This is a genomic window from Streptomyces coryli, assembly GCF_011044975.1.
In the GTDB taxonomy this organism is placed as follows: Bacteria; Actinomycetota; Actinomycetes; order Streptomycetales; family Streptomycetaceae; genus Streptomyces; species Streptomyces coryli.
This window is the reverse complement of the sequence record NZ_JAAKZV010000010.1, coordinates 33,389-53,819: the sequence shown is the minus strand read 5'-3', so window position 1 is coordinate 53,819 and position 20,431 is coordinate 33,389. Positions and strand designations below refer to the sequence as shown.

Sequence of the window (20,431 nt, the reverse complement as noted above, 5' to 3'; positions counted from 1 at the left end):
TGCACTCGGTCGCGAGTGCGGTTCCCCTCGTATCGAAGCGACGCCCTCAACCCGCAACTGGTTGCGGAAGCGATGAGGGTTCACACCTCTGAGTAACTTCGGGGTCTACGCTATGTGTTATTCGGCCAGTTCTGCAGCCCCTATTCGCACGTCCGCACCAGTCATGTCGGGACCAACACCCAGAAGTCTGGCGCAAATTGTGGCCCTTCGGTGCAAACGCTGACACAAGCTATCTGTGCTCCCGCTAATTATGTCGACATGTCTTCACGCCCATCGCTGCGTGGGCTGCCACGCCGCGCCGGCGGGGTTGGCGTAAGCGTGCTCGCGGCTCGGCTCCATGCCGGTGGGCGGGGAGGCGAGGAGATCCTCGATCCGGCCGCGGCCGTCGGTCTGCTGCTGCCAGCCGTCGAGCAGTATGCGGACGAGGGCGTGGGCGACGCGCTGGTACTCCTCGGGGCAGACTTCCCTGCCGGCCAGGAAATCGATCTTCTTGACGTGGGTGAGTGCGGCGAGTAGTTCGGTCGTCAGCGGGCCGAACGGCAGCTCGATGCCGTCGAGGTCGGCGCAGGCGTGCAGTGCGGGCTGAGCATCTCGGCGGGTGAACCACATGGGCCTTCTCCCTCGGTGGGGCCGGTGGCGGACGAGCGTCGGGCTTGCTGATCAGGTGGCGTCGGCGGCGCCGAGGGCCGCGGGCATGGTGGTGAGCTCCTTCTGGATGAGGTCGATGTTCATGCGGATGTAGCGGTGCAGGTCGTCCTCGGTGGTGGCGGTGTCGGCGGTGTTGGCCGCGGCTCCCCGGGTGGCCAGGGCGCAGGCGTTGCGTACGTGCTCCAGGGCGGCGCCGAGTTCGGCAATCAGAGGGCCTTCGACCACTGAGCCGAGCGGCCGCTCGACTCCGCGCGTCGGGCGCGGCTTCCACGGGAGGTTGAGGAGTCGTGCGACGTGGTCGCAGTCGAAGAGGCGGTAGGCGTACGGGGTCGGTGTCGGCGAGGGCGTGGTCATGGGTGTTCTCCTTGCGTCTGCTGCCGGCCCTGGGTCAGGCCGCGGAGGTGCTGGCCGCGGGCGGGGTGAGGAAGGCGTCCAGGCCGGTGGGGGCGCCGAGCAGCGGGGTGAAGATGGGGGCGAACGGTCCGGCCTTCGCCAGCTGCTGCAGGCTGGTGACGCCGGCGCGTAGTGGGCTGCGGGCGAGCTTGGGGTCGGCGTTGACGAGGCTGCGCAGGTCGTCGGTGCGGCGTTGGAGCCGCTGCTCGGACGCGCCGGTCAAGACGATCAGCAGGCGCGGGAAGGCGGGGTAGCGGTCCTTCCACGCGGGCCGGCCCGAGGGGTTCTTGCGGCCGCTGAGCCCGGGGGGCGGGGCGGGGACGTACGAGCGGTAACGGTCGTAGTTGCGGACCTTGTCGGCGAGCCGGGCGACGGACATCGTCGCGCGGTCGAGCTCGACGAAGAAGGTGAGCAGCCGCCGCTGGCCGCCCGGGCCGCTGCCGGTGTGGACGTAACGCAGGACGGAGTCGGGGACGAGGAAGGCCTCATCCCCCGGGCGGGTCTCACCGTCGCGCAGCCGGTGGGCCAGTTCAGGGGTCCAGTCCAGCGGATGGCACTCGTCGTCGCGGCGACGCGCCCATTCGACGAAGCACAGCCCGGTTTCGTTCAGCGCGAGCGTGTGTTCCTGCAGCGGGCCGAAGGCAGCCGTCTCGTTCATGCGGTACGGGCGCACCGAGAGCTGCCCGGCGGCCTCGATGGCGGCCGCGCCGGCGTCGGTGACCCACCACAACAGCTCGGACTGCCCGTTGGCGCGGCGGCCGACGCGGTCGACCATGTCGCGGGCACGCAGCCGATGCAGCTGCTTGCGCAGGTAGTCGGCGTTGGCGTGGGTAGGGGTGAGCAGCCGGTGCAGCTGGCGGGTGGAGACGAGACGGTGCTGGTAGAGCACCTCGAGGGCCTGCTGGCCGAGCCGGGAGGCGCCAAGCGGCGCGGGGTGCGGGTAGGGCATGGGGTGCTGCTCCTCTTCTCCGTCGGGCGACGCCCTAGTCGACGGCGGTGTCGGTGGGGTCGTCGCCGTCCAGCAGATCGGCGAAGTGGCGGAAGATGTCGGCGTCGAGGGTGGCGAGACCGTCCTCGATCTCCTTCGCTGGGCGGCGGGTCATGCCGCGGTCGATCGCCTTGTCCAGGGCGGGGAGGCCGGCGGGGTTGTGCCGGGAGGCGTGGAAGTCCTCCAGCGGCACGCCGCGGATCTTGAAGGCGTGGGTGGGGCGGCCGTCGAGCATCAGCCGCATCAGGTACTCGTATTGGCCCAGGGCGGTGATGTCCTCGGCGCTGACGCCGTCGAGGCGCTTGGCGATGACCGCGGCCTCGTCGACGTCGGCGTTGGTGGTCGCGAGGAGGGAGCTGTTCTGCAGCAGGGCGCGGCGGGTGGGGTCGGTCAGCCGCATCATCATCTGCGTCATCCCGATCAGGTGCACCTCGTACTTGCGCAGCTGCTCGCAGATCGCGGCGACGAACCCTTTGGTGGAGTTGTCGACGGCGGTGAGCTCGTCGATCCAGGCGAAGAACGTCTTACGCAGATGCCGGGGGGTGTCCTGGCGGGAGCGGCCGGCCCGGTACAGATCGTGGATGAGCAGGCAGTCGACGAGGGGGTGATCGTCGCCGCCGACGGACGGGCACACGAACATGATCTTGCCGTGGTCCATGGCGTGCCGGGCGTCGTAGCCGCCTTGCGGGGAGCCGAAGAAGCAGCGCAGGGCCATGCTGACGTCGAGCTGGTCGATGGCGTAGGTGACGGTGGGCATCCCGGATGCGTCGATGTTGGGGAAGGTGTCGTGCCAGTACGCCTGGACGCGTTCGGGCAGCAGCGGCAGCAGGGCCTCGCGCCAGGCCGGCTTGGTCAGCCAGGAACGGATCTGGAAGATGGTGGGCTGCAGCTCGGGCTTGTTCTCGGCGTTCAGGCGCAAGGACAGCTCGCACAGAGCCTCGACCGTCTTCGCCAGCACGGTGCGGGCACGGGGGTGGGCGTCGCCCCAGCTCATGCCGGCGGCGATGCCGTCGACGACAGCCTTGACGGTGTGCTCGATATCAGCGGCGGTACGGCCGGTCATGGACAGCGGGTTCCAGGAGACGACCATCGTGTCCGGCTGCGGGGTGGTCAGGGTGATTGCCTGCATCCGGTCGTGCAGCTCGGCGCGGGCAAGGTAGGGCCGGACGCGCTCCCAGGCCTCCCCGTGCGGGTCGAGGAACCAGCAGCCGACGCCGGCGTACGCGAGCGCCACCAAAGCGATCAGGGCGCGTTCGGTCTTGCCGAACCCGGACTTGCCGAGCTCGAGGGCGAACAGCAACTCCACCAGCCGCACCGCGGCCATGCGCTCGATGCCGTCCGGGTAGGTGGCCAGGCCGAGCGGATACAGGTCGGGCTGGCCGGTGTAGACGGGCAGTTTCGCCGGCGCCGGGGCGATCACGCCGGAGATGCGGGCGACGTTCCTGGCTGTGCACTTGGCGGTGGGCGGCTTGAGGAAGCCGAGGAGCTCCCCGGCGGACAGCCACTGCCGGCGGGCCGGGCGGAAGCGGCCGGTGGCCATCCGCTCGTCAAAGGAGACGATCTGCCGCCGGTATTTCGGGCGGCGCACCACGAGCCGGTTCTCATCGGCCATGCCGGCGAAGAGGGTCAGCAGCCGGTGCATCCGCTCGGCCGCCTGGCCCGGATGCGTGGCGGTGGTGCGCAGCAGGATCTGGGTGTGGAAAAAGGGGCCGCCGGAGCGGGTGAACTTTCCCACCGCCTCCTTGATATCGCTCTGCCGCGGCATCCGCTGCCGCCTCCCGCCGCCGTGGCCGCCCTTCGTGCCGCCGCTCCAGGCGGAGCTCAGCGACCCGAGGATCGCGCCTCCTCCGCTGCCGCCGCCGGTGGTGAGGGACTCCCCGTACGCGGTGGGGCCGCGGCGCGAGGCGCGGACTTCCTTCTTGCGGCGACGCTCGAGCGCCTTGGGGGTGACCGGCACCAGGTCGATGGCGACGTCGACGCCCTCGCCGGCCTCCGCGTCGACGCCGGTGATGATGGCGGCGAGTTGCTGCAGCGGGTCCGGGTCCAGGGTCGGGATGTGCAGCGGGCGGGAGTCGGTCTCGGCGAGCACCAGCTCGGCCCGCTCGACGTACCGGCCGCCCGGCCGCGGCGCGGGCACGGTGCCGTCCGGCTTGCTCAGGTCGACGATCGCACTCACAGCCGCTTCCCCTTCCCGTACGCGTTGCCGGCGGGCCGGCCGGTGTCGAGGCGGTGGGCTTCTACCTGGCCGTAGCCGGACAGGTCGAGGACGGCGGCGGCCTTTTCGGGGCCGTGCACCCGCATGACGAGCTGGCCGTCGCCGTCGGCGGTGAAGTGCAGCCGTACGGCGGCGCCGGCGTCGGGGGTGTCGCCGGCGGCGAGGCGGGCGCGGGAGAGGTGCCAGGCGTAGCGCACGACTTCGCTGGGGTCGGGGTCGAAGTCCGTTGTCGGCTGCATCTGCACGCTCACCCGGCGCGGCAGCGCGTCCGCGACCCGGCGGCCGCGGCGCCGGTGGATCTCGACGAGGACGACGGCGGCGAGGAGGGCGAGTATCACCGGCCAGGTCCACGGCGGTCCGAAGACGGTGGGCTCGGTCAACGAGCGGGCGGCGGCATCCCAAGGGTTCATGACGGGGTGCTCCTTCGCGGGTCGGGTAGCCCAATGGCCTCTCACCCCTCTCAAGCCCTTCGTGGGCTACCGGTTGTCACACCCCGCCCCGCACTGTTATCAACTCGTTACTTTTGGGGTTGGGCTACCGGTTGAACCGGTAGCCCAACCCCCTTGAGGGGGTAGCCAGGGCGGGCGAAGGATGGCGTGACCTGCGGTAGCCGGGAATTTGGGCCATCTTCCGGGCCATCTTCTGGGCTACCGGCGAGGTGAATGGTCAACGGCACGAGATCCGAAAGGAGTCGTGCCCGTGACCGAGCACTCCCCCGCCACCCGGCCGGCGGCCGCCGACGTATTCGCCCGCCTCAACGCCGACTTCGCCGCGCTGTGCGCCGACGGCGAGCGCGCCGCCGCGGTGTCCGGCTGGCTCGACGCCGCCCAGCTGGCGCTGCCGCCCGCACCCGCCGGCGGCTTCGGCGGGACGGCCGGGCAGCTGCTCGCCGCGCTGCAGCCGACGGCGCCCACCAGTGCGGCGCACAAGGATGACCTGCTGCGGATGTTGCTGGCCCGGGCCGCAGGGCGCGGCGCGCACCACACCTTCGCCGTACGGATCGTGGTGCAGGCGATGCTGCCGGCCGCGATGACCCTGGCCCACCGCCTGGCCCATGCCGGTCGCGGCAGCTTCCAGGACTTGGCCGGCCATGCCGTCTCGGCCGTCTTTGAGATCGCGGCCATCGGCCGCATCCACACCCGGCCCGGCAGCTGCGCCGCCAACCTGGCGCTGGACACCGCCAAGCGGCTGCGCCGCGACCTGGGCCACGACAGCGAGCCCCACGCCGTGGCGCGCCTCTCCCCCGACATCCCGCTCGTCGACACGGATCCGGCCGTCGATCCGGTCTGGCGCGCCGAGGCCGCCTTGCTGCTCGGCGCTGCTCGCCGCCACGGTCTCGCCCGCACCCCGGTATCGGCGCCGGAGGAGCTGCGCCTCCTCGAAGTCCTCATCCGCGCCATCGAATCCGGGCTGCTGACCCGGCCGGAGGCGCTGGCCATCAGCTCCCGCTACGGCCCCGACCCGGTCTCGGACGCCGCTCAAAGCACCCGCGCCGGGACAGCCACAGGCGCCGTGCGCATGCGCCGCATGCGCGCCGTCAAACGCCTGGCCGCGGCCGCCGCCCGCCTGACCACCGCCGCCTGACGCCCACCCCTGCCCACTCAGAAGGGATCTTTCATGCCCCACGACCCATGTGATCACTGCAAGCGGACCCGCCGGCCGCTGTTCCCTCTGCCAGATCCCGTGCGCCGGCAGCTCTACCTGACGGCCAGCGCCCTCGTGCTCGCCGTGACGGCCGGCACCTGCAGCGACGTCGCCGCCCGGGCGAGCGCCCGCGCCGACGCCGAGGCCGCGAAGCTCCACGTCGACGCGGACATCTGGTTCACCAACACCGTCGTCCAACTGGTCTTCGCCGCCGCGCAGTACCTGGCGTGGATCGCCGCCGCGGCGTTCCTGGTGGCCGCCGCGGTCACGGCGGTTCGCACCTCCCGCCCCGCCGCATCGGCCGGCGCCGAGGCGCCGGCCGATCGCCCGTACGCCGTCGACGGCGCCGCCGTAAAGGAAGGGCCCGCCGATGCGTGAGCCGGAGCAACTGGATGCGGACCAGCGGCGCATCAACGAGGGCTGGACGCAGGCGATCCGGCTCGGCGTCGCGCTGGTCAGCCGCCCCCTCGACGAGGCCACCTACGACGAGCTGCGCTCCTTCATCGCCGTGGAAGCGGACGCGGTGGTGGCTTCCCTGAACGCGCTTCGGGACCGCGACGAGCCGGCGCTGCGCGCCCAGATCGCCGACCTGGAGCGCCACGGCGCCTGGACGGGAGGAACCGCATGACCAGCCAGCGCAAGAGGCGCCACTCCCCCGCCCGCCCGCACGACGGCTTCGCTCCGCCGCAGGACGTCGAAGCGTACGAGGACGGCGCCGTCTACGGCAGCGACGAGACCGCGGCCGTCGCCGATGTCAGCCGGCTCACCTTGGCCAGCCGTCTGGTGCGCGGGCTGCTGTGGACGCTGATCATCACAAGTCCGCTGCTCGCGCTCGCCGCCTTCGCCCAAGCCTCCAACGGAGGATCGAGCCCGGCGGCAAAGCCGGCCCCGGCGAAGGCGGCCAGCAGCTCCGACGGCAGCGGTGCGGCCGGGTTCGCGGAGCTGTTCGTCACCGCCTACACCGCCGCCGGCCGCGGGCAGGAATCCAGTCTCGTCCCGTACTACCCGGCCGCCAAGCAGCTGCGGCTGACCACCGACCCGGGCACGGTCCGTGCCGACCAGGCCACCACCGTCGGCATGCGGCAAGGCCCGCACGGCGCCTGGTCGATCACCGTCGCGGTGCGGCTGGAGACCACCCCCGCCGCGAAGAGCAGGGGCAAAGGCAGGGCCGAGCGGGACGAGGAGGACGCGCAGCCGGCGCTGCGCTACTTCCAGGTGCCCGTACAGGCCGCCACCCAGAAGGCCGGCAGCCGCGCCTACGTCGCCCTCGCCCTGCCCTCGGAGGTCGCCGCGCCGAAGCAGGCGAAGACGCCGGCGCTGGCGTACGGGCAGATGGCACCGGCCAGCGACCAGGACCCGCGGGTGCAGACGGCGCGCTCGTTCCTGGCGTCGTATCTGGCCGGGCAGGGCGACCTGTCCCGCTACCTGTCCCCTCGTACGCGGCTGTCGCCGGTGACGCCGGCCCCGTACGAGGCCGTCGAGGTCGAGGAGTTCGCCGCCGACCGGCAGATGGGCGAAGGCCCGCCGCCGGACGGGGTCCGGATGCGGCTGCTGATCCAGGCCACCGCCACCCGCGGCGAGCAGGCCACCCCGCTGCAGTACGCGCTGACGCTGACCTCCCGCGCCGGCCGCTGGGAGGTCACCTCCCTCGACCCAGCCCCCGCCTTCGCCACCACCCCCAACCCCACCTCGTAACTCATCTGCAGGGAGTACCGCGTCATGAACAACGTCATCAACTTCGCCGCCGGCCAGGGCGCTACGCCCCTGGCGGCCGACGGCTTCCTCGACTGGCTCGGCAACATCGGCACCGACATGACCGGCCTGATCTTGAAGGTCGGCATCCCGGGCTTGTGCGTGCTGTTCGTGCTGGTCGTCGGCTGGCGCACCCGCGCCCCCGGCCCGACGATCGCCGCCGTGCTGCTCGCCGCCGTCGTCTGGGGCGGCGCCTGGAACCTGGACCAGCTCTCCGAGCTGGCCGGCAACGACATCAGCGACTACAACGACGAAGCCCCTCGTGACGGCGACTGGGGCGGCACGAACAACTGGGGCAAATGATGGTCGCCGACGCCCCCGCCGACGGCGAGCTGATCGGCCGCAACTACACCAAGGCCCAGCGGATGCCGCTCGTGGTCGGCATGACCCCGGGCGGCAAGGCCCGGCTGCCCGGCGGCCCTTACACGCTCACCCAGCTCGGCGTGATGGTGGCGCTGTTCGTGCCGCTGCTGCTCACCCGCTCCTTCTGGTCCACCGGCGGCTGGTTCGACCTGGTCGTCCTCATCGTCATCCCGTACGGCGCGGCATGGGCGCTGCGGTATCTGCACGTCGACGGCCGCAACCCGGCCGCCGCCGCGGCCAGTGCCCTGCTGTTCCTCCTCACCCCGCGCCGCGGCCGCCTGCATGGCCGCGCCTTGACCCGGCCGCGGCCCACCGCGGTCAGCCTGCGCGTGAATCTCGGAGGGGCCGGGCCGCGGCCGGCCACCGCGCCCGCTCGGCTACCGGTAGCCGAGCGCCCGGCTACCGGTAGCCCGGCACGCCCCGCGCCGGGCCCTCGCCACCCGGCTATCCCCTCCCCCGGCGCGCTCCCGGCGACCGCGACCGCGGCCGCGGACGGCCCGGTGGCCTCCCCGCTGCAGCTCCTGCTGCAGCAGCACTCCCCTACTGATCCTTCGCACGCCTCGAGGTAGGTCGTCTCATGCAGCTGCCCATCCGGCACATCACCGGAAATCTGATCTTCACCACGTACGGCGCCGTGTTCGGGGTGTGGCGGGTGACCTCGGCCAACTACAGCCACTCCCCGTACGTCGCGCGGACCCGCCGGCTCAAGGCCCTGGAGACGTTGATCAAAACGCTGCAGGGCGAGCCGATGATGCTGTCGCTGTGCCCGCAGATCGACCCGGTAGCCGTGGTGCGGGCGATGACCGCCGACATCGACATCAGCGCCAACACCGAGGCCTCCGCCCGGATGGAGGAGCTCTCCCACCGCGTGCTGGACCAGCTCGAGGAAGTCGAACTGACCGGCCGCACCGACTGGCTCGTGGTCCCTTTGCCTGCCGTCTCCCGCCTCGCCCAGGCGCGCGAGGTCGCCGCGGCAGCCCGGGCGCAGGTGGAATCCGCGCTCGGCCTGCTGCCCGCCCCCGTCACCACCGCCGAGGAGACCGCCCGGCTGGAGCAGGCGCAGCGCATGGCCGCACAGTGGCCGTCCGCGATCGAGACCCGGCCGGCATCCGAGGCGGAAATCCTGTGGATCTACGCCCACAGCGCGCGGCGCGGGCTGCTCGAGCCGCTGCTGCCCGACCCCGCCGCCGAACCTGCGGCCGGCGGGGACGAGGGAGGCATCCCCAGCCGCACCCGCGGCCGCGGCCGGCAAGTCGCAGCGCTGTCGCAGGTGGTGCTCGCCGAGGGCGGACTGCCCACCAATCAAGGCGACGGCGGCCGCGCGTTGGACAACCCCTTCCAGCGCCGCTTCGTGCAGGTCGCCACCGAATGGGGCGACTCCTACCAAGTGCTGCTCGCCCTCGGCGAGATGCCCGAACGCTTCCGCTTCCCCGGCAGCGAGTATCTGCAGCAGCTCGACGACTTCCCGTTCCCGGTGGACTGGGCAGCCCGCCTGAAGATCGTCCCCGGGCAGAAGGCGGAAGCCAAGACCCGCAAGCGGCGCCGGGCCGTCAAGGGCCAGGCCAACGAATACCGCGACGACCCGGCCGGCCCGCCCGCCGACGTCGCCACGGCCGAGGAAGGCCTCGACGACTACAGCCAGCGCATCACCGCCTCCCGCCAGGAGGTCGCCGTGCAGGCGATGGTCACCCTGGCCGTGTGGGGGCCCACCGCCGAGGTAGCCGAGGACCGGGCCGGCGCGCTCAGCAGCCACTTCGGCGGCGGTGACTACACCTTCAACCGGCCGCTGGGCGAACAGGCCAGCCTGTTCACCGCGATGCTGCCCGGCTGCCGCACCCCCATGGTCCTGCGCGACTACGCCCAGTCTCTCCTCGCCCGCGACTTCGCCATGGCGATGCCCTGGTGCGGCTCCAACCTCGGCGACGACACCGGCCACCTGTACGCGCAGCAGCTCGCCGCCGGCGGGGTGCGCCCCGTGCTGGTGGACTTCTCCTACGGCCCGCGCAACGACACCTCCGCCTCGGCCGGGTTCATCGGGGAGCTCGGTGTCGGCAAGTCGTTCGCGAAGAAGTCGGCGGTCAACTCGGTGCTGCTGCGCGGCCGCCGCCTCGGGTACGCCGCGTCCCGCGGCCGCGCCGTCATCGTCGACCGCACCCGTGATCAGGAATGGGTCCGGTTCGCCAGGGCGTGCCCGGGCTCCACCGAGGTCATCACCGTCGACCGGCACGCGCAGGTCTCCCTCGACCCGCTCAGGATCTTCGACGCCGACGAGGCGGCGCGGTTCACCGAGTCGTTCCTGACGCTGCTGCTCGGCGTGAAGCCGATGGATCTGGAGGGTGTGGCGCTGTCCGAGGCCGTGGCCGCGGTGCTGGCCCGGCCGGGCCCGTCCATGACCGGCCTGGTCGACGAGCTGGCCGAACGCGGCCGCGGCGGCGACACCGCCTCACAGAATCTGGCCCGCAAACTCTCGGCGGTGTCCCGCAAGGACCTCGCCCGGGTCGTGTTCGACCCCACCCTGCCGGCCGTGCAGACCCCGGACGCGGACAGTGTCGTCTTCTCCGTCGCCGACCTGATGCTGCCGAAGAAGGCTGAGCTGGCCTCCGAGCACCGCATCGAGCGCCTGGAGTTCGAGAAGGTGCTGGGACGGGCGGTGATGTACCTGATCGGGGCGCTGTGCCGGCAGGTTGCCTACGCCTCCAAGGAGGAGTTCGTCGTCTGCGTGTGGGACGAGTGCTGGTGGCTGACCAACTCCGAGGAAGGCCTCGAGCTCGTGCTGGAGGTCGTCCGCGACGGGCGGAAGAACAACGCCGCGGCGTTCCTCGGCTCCCACGATCCGGAGGACTTCGGGCCGTCCAACAGTGAACGCGGCCTGATCATTCGCGGGCTTATCCGGCATCGGCTCGTGTTCCGGCAGAGCGACAGCAAGCTCGCCAAGCGGGCCCTGGCTTTCCTCGAGCTCGACCCGGATGATCCGAAGCTCGTCGAGCTGGTCACCTCCCAGCTCTCCCCGCTGGACGTATCGGATGAGGAGAAGGCCGCCCGCCGCGGCGAATGCCTCTACCGGGACCTGCGCGGCCGCATCGGCACCATGCAGGTGCTGATGCCCGCCGACCCCAAGATTGCGGCGAACATCCACTCCACCCCCATGCGGACCGAGGCCGCGGCATGAGGCGCCCCAAGGTCTTCGCCCGGCTGGGCAGTGCGTACGGCCGACGCCGGGTGCTGGTGGTCGCGATGCTCGCGGCCACCAGCTTCACCCTGCTCGGCCCGCTGACCAACGCCGTCGCCGACCCGACCGACCCGCCGGCCCCGGACCCGGCCGCCACCGCCCCCGCCGATCCCGGCGCCGGCGGCACGGGCGACACGGGCGAGGACGGCTACAACCTGGACGACATCTCCCCCGCCGACAAGGAGGCCTTGGAGGACTTCGAGAAGTCCCAGAAGGAGAAGCTCAGCGACAGCGAGCAGGCGAAGCTGCTGGGTGTCGACGCCGAGAAGATGCGCACCTCCAAGCAGGAGGGCGGTGTGCTGTCCATCTTCAACGTGACCGACGCCAACGGGGTGCCGATCTCCGTGTACGACGTCGGCAACGGCGAAAAGGAATTCCTTGACCTCGATTGGCAGAACGGCGTCATCAACCTGCTCACCGAGCTGTGCTTCATGGCCATCAAATGGCTGGTCGCGTTCTGCTGCTGGCTGATCGCCTGGGCGCTCGGGTTCGGGCTCGCGCAGATCCTTCTCAAACCGGTCCTGGCCGTCGCCAATGCGTTGCACACCCAGGTCATTTACACCCTGGGCCTGCCCGGCCTGCTGCTCGCCGCCTGCGCCCTGATCTGCGCCTGGCACATCTTCTTCGGCGACCGCGCCCGTGGCTGGGGTGATGCGGCGCTGTCGGTCGTCATCTCCGCCGTCGCCGCCACCACCGTCTTCTCTCCCACGTCCGTGCTGATGAGCGGCGAGAACGGCGGCGCCGTCGGCACCGTCAAGCAGCTCTCCCTCGCCGTCGCCGACGTCATCGTCGACGCCGGCGCCCCCGAGGACAACCCGCGGGAGACCAACCCCAACCCGACAGCCGACAACACGACGACGGGCGTGCTGGTCCGTCCGATCACCGACGCCCTCACCGATGCGTTCATCGTCCGCCCCTCTCAGCTGATCAAGTACGGGCGGACCTTCGATGACGACTGCACCAAGCTGTACGCCGACGCGATGCTGCAGCAGGCCACCTGGGAGCGGGCTGAGAACGAACGCCGCGACAAGGCGAAGAGCTTCGTCTCCAAGGGCATCAACGGCGTGCTCAACACGATCCAGCCGGCCAACGCCCTCATCAACGGCAGCTTCACCGAAGGCCCGGCCGGCGACGTCGGCGCCTGGGCGTACGGGCTCGGCTGGGACTGGGCGAAGAACCACTACGGCGAACCGCCGCTGGAGAAGTTCGAGGCCAAGTGCGTGCCGAACGCCGGCGACGCCAAACGGGCCTCCTGGGACAAGTTGATCGGCTGCGCCTTCATCCTCATCGCGGCGCTCATCATCGTGGCGCTGGGCTGCTACATCGCCGCCACCTTCCTGATGGCTCAGGCCCGCATCGCCTACGACGCCGTACGCGGCGAGGCCGCCCTCGTCGCCGGCATCGCCCCCGGCGCCGGCCGCGCCTACCTGTGGGGCTGGCTCGCTTCCGTCGCCCGCTCCCTGGTCGAGATGTTCACCGCAGCCATGCTGCTCGGCCTGTTCATCGTGGCCGTTCGCGCGCTCATGGAGGTCCCCGCCAAGGAGTTCGGCACCGGCGGCCTCACCCTCCGCTTCCTGATCCTGGACATCATCTGCCTGGCGGCGATGAAGAAGCGCAAAGCCCTCGCCCTGAAGTCCAAGGAGATCGGCCGGAACATCCGCACCCGCCTTTCCTCCAACCGCATCGGCGGGATCGGCAACAGCGTCCTGGCCACCCCGCCGGCACCGGCCGGACCGCTGCCCTCACCTCGCCGGGTCGTCAACACCCTCGCCCAGGTCGCGATGGTCGGCGGCGCCCTGGCCACCGGCAACGCCGCCGGCGCCGCCGCCGGGGCACTGCGCCGCGATGGCGCCGCCGCCCTGGCCACCCGGCTCAACCGGCGCCGCGGCGGCCGCCGGCCCGCGCCCAGACCGCGACCGAACCGGCCACGGAACCAGCGGCCATGACCACCGCCGAAAAGCCCCCGTGGCGGCGCTGGGCGAGGCGCGGGCTGTGGTCCACTCCGCCGCTGTTCATTCTCGCCATCGTGCTGATCGCGATAGCCGGGTATCTCGCCGACGTCCGCGAGCAGATGGCCCGCCGGCAGAACGCCGCCTGCACCACCGGCGCCGGCGATGCGGCGCTGGCCGCGCAGGTGCAGCAGCTCCTCGCCGGCGGCGACAACGCCAAGGGCGTGCGGGTGGAAGGGCTCACCGAACCGAGCAAGCAGATCCCCAGCGCCCGCACGATCGTCGCCACCGGCGCCGCAATGAAGGTGCCCGCCCGCGGGCAGGTCGTCGCGCTCGCCACCGCCATGCAGGAATCCCGGCTGATCAATAATCCGGGCGGGGATCGCGACTCCATCGGCCTGTTCCAGCAACGGCCCTCGATGGGCTGGGGCACCGCCGCGCAGGTGCACGATCCGGTGTACGCGAGCAAGAAGTTCTACTCCCGGCTGCTGAAGGTCGACGGCTGGCAGCAGATGCCGGTCACCGACGCCGCACAGAAGGTGCAGAAGTCCGGCTACCCCGACGCGTACGCGAAGTGGGAGCCGCTCGCCGTCGCCCTCCAACAAGCTCTCGCCCCCACGCTCGGCAACGGCGGTACCGCCGGGGCAGGGAGCACGGTGCCGGCCTGGGCCGCCGGCACCGGCGCGGGTTCGGGGTGCGCGGAGCAAGCCGGCGACGGTGGAGACCTCGGCCCCCTCCCCCAAGGCGGCGGACTGCCCAAGGGCTACCAGGTGCCGGCCACCGTCCCGCCCGCGGTGCAGAAGGCGATCCGTTGGGCGCTGCAGCAGCTCGGCACTCCGTATCAGTGGGGCGGCGACTGCACCAACCCGCATGGCAAGGTCGCCGCGCGTCGGTGCGACTGCTCGTCGCTGATGCAGGTCGCCTACCGCGACGCCGGCATCCGGATCACGCGGGTCACCTACGACCAGATGAACGACGGCCGCGGCGTGGCGATCAGCCAGCTGAAGCCCGGCGATCTGATCTTTACCGAGGGCGGGAGTCACGTCGGTATGGCGATCGGGTCGGGGCTCGTCGTACACGCTCACAAGCCCGGATCCACCGTCAAAATCAACAAGGTGGCGGACTGGAAACCCAGGACCGTGGCCGTACGCCGAATCGTGGGCTGACCAGCGCTGGCTACCGGTGCAGCCGAGCCCCATCACCGCTTTGGCTACCCCTCCGCTCCAGGCTTCTGCGGCGTTGGCTACCCCGGTAGCCAACGCCGGATCGCGAACCCTGCGTCATCGGACATCCCGCCCGCGCGGCAGTCGGCTGACGCTGTCAGTGATCAGCAATAGGGTGCCGACATGACCGCGCCGCTCGCCGCAGACGATCTGGCTCTCCGCGTCCCGCTGATCCACGGCGAGACCACGGGCTCGTACCTGACGCGCACAGCCGCGGCCAACGGTGTACCGCTCCCCCGCCTCCTCGCCGCCCTCACCGACGGCGGGCTCGAGCTGCCCGACGACGGCCTCGCCCCGCCGCGCGAGGAGGTCCTCCTCCCCACCGCCGCGGTGGAGAAGCTCGCCACCCTGGTACACCGCTCCCCCGGCCAACTCGCCGAGGCGCTGCCCACCACGGGCGGCAACGGCGCGGTGCGCCTCGAAGCATGGCCGCGCACGTACGGCGGCCCGCCGCTGCCGGCCTGCCCGCTGTGCATGGAGCCCGGGGCGTGGCTGGTCGCCAACGGCTACCGGTGGCACCCCTGCGGCTGCGGCCGGCGCTGGCTCGCCGGCGACGACGGCGGATACCTCGTCGACACCGGGCCGGTCCCCGAGCTCGGCCGGGCGCTGACCGCGCACCGCGAGATGCTGCACCGGCTCGGCCCGGTCGCGGACGCCCTCGTCGTCGACGCCCACCAGATCATGCTCTGGTGGTGGGTGTCCGGACTGTTCGCGCCGGACGTCTGGCGGGCCCGCGAGGACGCCCTCGGCCTCGCCCGGCGCCGCCGGCGGGCCGCGCCCGTCGTCGTCTATCCCGAGGCCGTCACCTTCGCCGACACCCTGTGGCGCTGGGAGGAGCGCCGCCGCCGCAAGGGCGTCAACGCCGACAAGTGGCTGACCGGCGTCGGACGGCTCGCCCCCGCCGGCCCGCTCGCCCGCCGCGAGCTGCAGCCGGTGCGGCACTGGCTGCGCCTGCACCCGGCCGAGCCGCCCGTCAAAGTGGCCGGCCGCAGCACCCCGGAACGCCGCTTCAACCGCCTCCCCGAACTGCACCACCGGCCCCGGCCGCACGAGCACGGGCCGATGCGGGCACCGTCCTGCCTGATGTGGGTCTACGGGCTGCCGCTCACCGCCACCAGCGAGATCTGTCCCAAGTGCCGCGGGCGCAACCTGAGCTGCCAATGGGTGCCCTACCCCGAATGTGCCGGCACCCGTCGCAAGCGCTGACCACCCCCGCCGCGGCCAGCCCGAGAATTTTCCGCGGAAAATTCGTCACCCCAGCGGGGGCGGATGCCCGAGCCGCGCCGCAGTGTCAGAGGCACCCGGTAGCGTTCTCATGACGGGCGGAGACCGCCGCCCCTACCGCCACCCGCGCGCCCACGCCGCCGGGCATCGACGGTACGAAGGTCCCCCGGGATGCCGGCTCAACAGACAGCACATGCAGCCGAGCTGACGAATCCGCCGTGCCGGGCGGGTGGCGTGGGAACCCGAACCCCGGGACCGGGAGGACGTCATGCCCAAGCGCAATGCCGAGCAGAAGGCCGCACGCGAACTCCAGCGCACCGAAGGAATCGGCTACCAACAAGCGATCAGGCGGGTGCGGGACGAGACCGCCGCCACCCCGCCGACCGAGCCCAAGCCGCCGGCCGTCGCATACGTGCTGCACCCCACCGCGGCCGAGGCCACGGACGGCATCACCGCCGAGGAGCTCGGCGTGCGTGCCCTGCCCGCCGACGCCACCCCCACCCAGCGCGCGCACGCCGAAGCGGTGTGGCGCCCCGCTGGTATCGACCGGCCGTGCCGCTGCTCCGGCGGCTGTGATCACGCTGCCCCTTGCCCGGACCGCGACCAGGGGTGCACCGGCCGTCTCACCCACGTCGACCGGCACCCCGGCTCCCTGTTCGTCGAGACCGCTTGGTGGGACACCTACCAGTGCACCGAGTGCGACGAGGTCCTCGAATGCGGGGTCACCCTCCCCGAACTGCCCTGGGGCGAGCAGCGCGAAGCCGGCGGAATCCTGATCTTCAGCGGCGTGCGGCACCCCAACTTCCCCGAGATCCACGAGGACACCCCCGAGCTGCCCGACGGAGACGGCTCCTGCCGCTCCTGCGGCGGCTACGCCATCGCCGGCCTGCTCTGCGACGGCTGCCGCGCCGACGGCTGGAGTGACGCCTACGGCATCCTCGAGGAGCCGGACCCGGACGACGGCCCCGAGTGCGAGTGCGGCGGCATCCTCGGCGACCCCGGCCACGATTACCACTGCGTGTGCTGAACTCCGGCCCCTCCCCCACCGCCGCGGCCGACCTCGCCGGCCGCGGCCTCGCGGTCTTCCCGCTGTCGCTCGGCAGCCGACGCCCCGCCGGCCCCGGCTGGCAGCACACCGCGATGACCGACCCCGAGCTGATCCGCCGCACCTGGCGGACCGGCGACAACATCGGCGTCGCCTGCCGGCCGAGCCGCCTCACTGGCCTCGACCTCGATGAGCCCGACGGCGGTGTCGACGCCTTCACCGCACTGTGCGGCACGCACGGCCAGCCGTGGCCCGACACGCTGACCGTACGCACGCCCCGCGGCGGGCTGCACCTGTACTTCCGGGCCCCCGCCGCCAGGACCATCACCAGCAGCTCGGACGGACGCGCCGGCCTCGGCGCCGGCATCGACGTCCGCGCCCCCGGCCGGCGCAGCGGCGGCTACCTCATCGGCCCCGGATCCATCGTCGCCGGCACCCCGTACGCCATCACCCACGATGCCCCGATCCGGCCGCTGCCCGCCTGGCTGCGCGATCTCCTCACCCCTGCACGGGAGAGGGCCACCCGCGATGCCCACTGACCGCCCGGCGCAGCCCGGTCGAGAATTTTCCGCGGAAAATTCGCCACTCAGCGGGGGATGCATGCTGCGCCCGGTTCTTCGAAGGCGAGCCGGGCGTAGCCGCGTATGTCCCCAGTTCACAAATTATGCGCACCCCGCATACTCCGCTGGTGAGAGGGGGTGCATCAGTTGGCGGTTTCGGTGCCACCACGCGGCAAGGGCCGGGGAATCTCTTCTACCTGCGGAAATCCCAGCGGAGCCGGGCGGACCGTAGAGCGGACCAAGGGGCGGACCGTGCACCGGGTGGCGGTTTCGGTCGCCACGCCGTGCACCGGGTGGCGGTTTCGGTCGCCACGCCGTGCACCCGGCGGCGGGTTCGGTGCGTGGCACGATTCTCCGCGGAGAAATCTGACCCACACGCCTCGACCGGGGGCCGACTGTCTGCGGCCCCAAGACAGCGGCGGCCCCCGTAGAGCGGGAGCCGCCGCTGATGATTTGGTCTCCGGTGAAGCTGAGCTCCTTCACTGCCGCGAGGGCACTAGGACGCCGGAGAACGCCCCTGCGCCTGGGACTGTATGCGTCGTCTGGCGCGAGGCACAACGCTGGGCTCCCCTCGTCACTCGGATGCATGAGGGCCAAGTCGGATGATGCCCCCCTCAGCCCGCCGCCGGACGGTGCATCCCCTCCCCCGCCTTCGCCAGTGGGCCACCGCACGGGCACGAAGAAGGCCCCGGCGGCGCACATCGCACCGCCAGGGCCCACCTCTACGCCTACCGGCTAACTGGCTTCCGGAACGACTGCGGGACCGTTCCGCATCGCGTTGAACGCCTCCCACATAGCCTCTTCGGCGGTGATGCCGCGCACGGCTGCCTGCTCGAGGAACATCTCCGAGAAGTACCGCACCGCATCGACCGGCATCAGCCAGGCCGGCCCATCGTCGTCCTGCCCGCCATCGGCATCGAGGGCCGGCTCCTCCTGCTTGACGTCGACGTCGGCCCCGTCGGTCGCCGCGGCGTCGGCTGCATCGGCGCCGGCGGTGTCCGAGGCGTCCGGTCGCTGCCCTGGCAGCGGCACCGGGGGAGTGGTCCCAGAATTTTCCGCGGAAAATTCCGGTCCTGCCGACCCATCGGCCTGCCCCTCCGGGCTGCCGGTCGGAGCGGCAGCGGGTTTCTCCGACTTCCCCGCCGTCCTCTTCTTCTCTTCCTTCGCCTGCTTCCGCGCCTGCTTCTCCGACGACTTCGTCGCGGCGTCGTCCCGCAGCAAAACGGCGAGTGCCTCCTCCTGCTCGGCGAGCGACATCCCCTCAATGCCCTTCACCGAACCGAGCTCTCGCGCCATGCGGATGGACAGCCCCTTGCCGCCGGCCGCGTGGGCACGCACCTGCCCCTGCAGCTCGGGGTGGAGCTTGAGCAGGTTCTTGCGCTGCGAGATCCACGGCGCCGACCAGCCCTCAGCCTTGGCGGCCTCCTTGGCGGTGGCGTACTCGGCAACGATGCCCATCACGGCCCGCGCCTCTTCGATCGGGTCGAAGTCGCGGCGGCCCGTGTTCTCGTCGTACGCAGCGCGCTGCACGCTGGCCCGGGATGTGGCGATACCGTCGTCGACGACGACGACGAGCTTGGCCCGGCCGTACTTCTCGGCGGCAGCCCGGCGCCGGTTGCCGTTGATGATGACGACGTCGTCGGGGCCGGCACCCAGTCGCTCCCGGTCCTCGGGCCACAGCTTGAGGTACGCCTCGGGGGTGATCGCGAGGCAGCTTTGCAGCTGCCGCTCCTTGATGCCCTTCAGGTCCGACAGATCGCCCAGCTCTTCCCGAGGATTGCGCGGGTTGGGAAGACACTGCTTGATCGGCAGCAACTTCGCCGGGCCCTCGGAGCCGGGGACGCCTCGGCGGCGCTGGATGGTCTGCTTGTCGGCTGGCAGTTCGTCGCCGACGAGAGTGCCGGCCATCTCCTCGGCCAGCGAAGTACGGGTACCGGCCATCAGACGGCTGCTCCTTCGGCCTCAATGAGCTGCTTGAGCCGATCGTCCGCGCCCTTCAGCCCGTGCTCGAGGGCCAGGCGGTAAAAGTCCTCGCGGGCCTTCGCCGCGCCGCCGCTGGGCTCGTAGCGGGTGACGACGTTGTTCGCGTTGGTGTGTACGCGATACCGACGGATGACCGTGTTCGCCGTAGGGAACTGGTGGTTGTCGCACCACATGCGGGTGCCGGTCACATACGACTTGGATTCCATCGGGTTCCAGTTGTTGATCACGACCTGGTAGGGAACCTTGGCCGGCTCCACGGCCCACTTGATCGTCTGCCACGTCGGCTCGTAGCAGTCCTTCTCCGGGAACATCGGCACGATCACGTCGTCCGAGACCTCAAGCAGCTCGCGCAGCAGCGGGCCATACATCACCCGCTGGAACGGGTCGTTGTTCTTCTCGAACTGCTCGGGCGTGGGAGGTGTCCACCCGGGGGTGTCGACGAAGATGTGCGCGTACGACAGCTTCTTGAGCTGGTGCAGGTTCCCGGCCTCTTCGGAGATGTCCAGCTGATCGAAGGGACAGTCCGCAATCCGGTTCGCGCGCCAGAGGGAAGTTCCCTGCGGGTCGGCGGATGCAAGGGCCACGTAGGGCTTGCCGTTTGGCTGGTAGCCGCGGACGTCTGCACAGACAGCGGCGAGATTGAAGGCTAGAAGCGACTTGCCGACGCCGCCCTTGCCGCTCATAGACGTGTGAACTCTGGCCATGATTTCCTTCCGTAGTTTCGCCGAGCCCCCTTGGCGTAGGGCTCAGCTACTTCGGATGAGTTGTGAGCTCAGTCTTACAGATGATCAAGCGTGAGACTCACGGGTTGTCGCGTGTCGCGCTGCTCGACACCGTTCGCATGATGCCTGCTGAGGCCGACCTGCTACTCACTTGGGCAGGATGCGCAGCCTGACGCCGTAGTTGCCGTCGGCGAAGGGGTCGTAGTCGGTGTCCTCGACCCGGTATCCAGCGCGCTGGAAGTGGTTGCGGCAGGCGATGGCGTTGCCGCCGCTATTGACGTGCAGGATCACGGCCTCGGGGCGATCGGGGTCGCGTTCCACGCTCAGCACGGCGTGGTTGGGGTTGACGCGTCGGTCCCAGATGGCCTGGTGAGCGTGCTGGGCAACGTGGTGGCGCTGAACCTGCCGGATGGACTTGTCCGCGTTGAGCTTCATGGCCTCGCCGTTCCTTCACGTGAGAGACGGGACATCGTCATTGCCCCCCGCCGCCGGG

General features: G+C 71.2%; 20 protein-coding genes. 12 read left to right on the top strand and 8 right to left on the bottom strand.

The annotated features are described in order from the left end of the window. Positions 1–264: 264 nt before the first annotated feature. The 5 genes from G5C51_RS04655 to G5C51_RS04635 are packed head-to-tail and all read right to left on the bottom strand — an operon-like array spanning position 265 to position 4,654. A complete protein-coding gene (locus G5C51_RS04655; RefSeq protein ID WP_165232087.1) occupies positions 265–609 on the bottom strand; it encodes a hypothetical protein in 345 nt (114 codons plus the stop codon). A gap of 51 nt (positions 610–660) precedes the next feature. After that, on the bottom strand, positions 661–1,002 hold the full coding sequence (locus G5C51_RS04650) for a hypothetical protein (protein ID WP_165232084.1): 342 nt from the start codon (positions 1,000–1,002) through the stop codon (positions 661–663). Between the two features lie 34 nt (positions 1,003–1,036). Further along, positions 1,037–1,990, bottom strand: a complete 954-nt coding sequence (locus tag G5C51_RS04645) for a replication-relaxation family protein (protein ID WP_165232081.1) — start codon at positions 1,988–1,990, stop codon at positions 1,037–1,039. 34 nt (positions 1,991–2,024) lie between these two features. Further along, on the bottom strand, positions 2,025–4,205 hold the full coding sequence (locus G5C51_RS04640; protein ID WP_165232078.1) for a type IV secretory system conjugative DNA transfer family protein: 2,181 nt from the start codon (positions 4,203–4,205) through the stop codon (positions 2,025–2,027). Further along, positions 4,202–4,654: a hypothetical protein gene (locus G5C51_RS04635; RefSeq protein ID WP_165232076.1), complete on the bottom strand. Its 453-nt coding sequence runs from the start codon at positions 4,652–4,654 to the stop codon at positions 4,202–4,204. Before G5C51_RS04635 ends, G5C51_RS04640 begins: the two co-directional genes overlap by 4 nt. Positions 4,655–4,943: 289 nt before the next feature. Here G5C51_RS04635 and G5C51_RS04630 point away from each other — a divergent pair, with 289 nt between their 5' ends. The 12 genes from G5C51_RS04630 (at position 4,944) to G5C51_RS04575 (ending at position 17,212) form a co-directional block, all read left to right on the top strand. Continuing rightward, positions 4,944–5,828: a hypothetical protein gene (locus G5C51_RS04630; RefSeq protein WP_165232073.1), complete on the top strand. Its 885-nt coding sequence runs from the start codon at positions 4,944–4,946 to the stop codon at positions 5,826–5,828. A 99-nt stretch (positions 5,829–5,927) separates the two neighbouring features. Next, complete coding sequence (locus tag G5C51_RS04625) at positions 5,928–6,266, top strand: hypothetical protein (RefSeq protein ID WP_165232070.1); 339 nt, start codon at positions 5,928–5,930, stop codon at positions 6,264–6,266. Next, positions 6,259–6,516 (top strand): hypothetical protein, encoded by a 258-nt coding sequence (locus tag G5C51_RS04620; protein ID WP_165232067.1) that lies wholly within the window; start codon positions 6,259–6,261, stop codon positions 6,514–6,516. Before G5C51_RS04625 ends, G5C51_RS04620 begins: the two co-directional genes overlap by 8 nt. Then, complete coding sequence (locus G5C51_RS04615; protein ID WP_165232064.1) at positions 6,513–7,583, top strand: conjugal transfer protein; 1,071 nt, start codon at positions 6,513–6,515, stop codon at positions 7,581–7,583. The genes G5C51_RS04620 and G5C51_RS04615 overlap by 4 nt, the downstream gene beginning before the upstream one ends. A gap of 24 nt (positions 7,584–7,607) precedes the next feature. Next, complete coding sequence (locus G5C51_RS04610; protein ID WP_165232061.1) at positions 7,608–7,943, top strand: hypothetical protein; 336 nt, start codon at positions 7,608–7,610, stop codon at positions 7,941–7,943. Then, positions 7,940–8,572 (top strand): hypothetical protein, encoded by a 633-nt coding sequence (locus G5C51_RS04605; RefSeq protein WP_165232058.1) that lies wholly within the window; start codon positions 7,940–7,942, stop codon positions 8,570–8,572. The genes G5C51_RS04610 and G5C51_RS04605 overlap by 4 nt, the downstream gene beginning before the upstream one ends. 8 nt (positions 8,573–8,580) lie before the next feature. Further along, positions 8,581–11,172, top strand: a complete 2,592-nt coding sequence (locus tag G5C51_RS04600; protein WP_165232055.1) for an ATP-binding protein — start codon at positions 8,581–8,583, stop codon at positions 11,170–11,172. Next, a complete protein-coding gene (locus tag G5C51_RS04595; RefSeq protein WP_165232051.1) occupies positions 11,169–13,178 on the top strand; it encodes a hypothetical protein in 2,010 nt (669 codons plus the stop codon). The genes G5C51_RS04600 and G5C51_RS04595 overlap by 4 nt, the downstream gene beginning before the upstream one ends. After that, positions 13,175–14,347, top strand: coding sequence for a C40 family peptidase (locus G5C51_RS04590; RefSeq protein WP_165232049.1), 1,173 nt, complete (start codon positions 13,175–13,177; stop codon positions 14,345–14,347). Before G5C51_RS04595 ends, G5C51_RS04590 begins: the two co-directional genes overlap by 4 nt. Before the next feature lie 180 nt (positions 14,348–14,527). After that, on the top strand, positions 14,528–15,610 hold the full coding sequence (locus G5C51_RS04585; protein ID WP_165232046.1) for a TniQ family protein: 1,083 nt from the start codon (positions 14,528–14,530) through the stop codon (positions 15,608–15,610). Between the two features lie 286 nt (positions 15,611–15,896). Next, positions 15,897–16,655: a hypothetical protein gene (locus G5C51_RS04580; protein ID WP_165232042.1), complete on the top strand. Its 759-nt coding sequence runs from the start codon at positions 15,897–15,899 to the stop codon at positions 16,653–16,655. After that, on the top strand, positions 16,649–17,212 hold the full coding sequence (locus G5C51_RS04575; protein ID WP_165232039.1) for a bifunctional DNA primase/polymerase: 564 nt from the start codon (positions 16,649–16,651) through the stop codon (positions 17,210–17,212). The genes G5C51_RS04580 and G5C51_RS04575 overlap by 7 nt, the downstream gene beginning before the upstream one ends. A 756-nt stretch (positions 17,213–17,968) precedes the next feature. Here the strand turns inward: G5C51_RS04575 and G5C51_RS04570 are convergent. The 3 genes from G5C51_RS04570 to G5C51_RS04560 all read right to left on the bottom strand — a co-directional run bounded on the left by G5C51_RS04570 (position 17,969) and on the right by G5C51_RS04560 (position 20,373). Further along, the gene (locus tag G5C51_RS04570; RefSeq protein WP_165232036.1) at positions 17,969–19,174 is read right to left on the bottom strand and encodes a ParB/RepB/Spo0J family partition protein; all 1,206 of its coding nucleotides are present in this window, start codon (positions 19,172–19,174) and stop codon (positions 17,969–17,971) included. Next, a complete protein-coding gene (locus G5C51_RS04565; protein ID WP_165232033.1) occupies positions 19,174–19,899 on the bottom strand; it encodes a ParA family protein in 726 nt (241 codons plus the stop codon). Before G5C51_RS04565 ends, G5C51_RS04570 begins: the two co-directional genes overlap by 1 nt. A 186-nt stretch (positions 19,900–20,085) precedes the next feature. Then, positions 20,086–20,373, bottom strand: a complete 288-nt coding sequence (locus G5C51_RS04560; RefSeq protein WP_165232030.1) for a hypothetical protein — start codon at positions 20,371–20,373, stop codon at positions 20,086–20,088. Between the last annotated feature and the right edge of the window lie 58 nt (positions 20,374–20,431).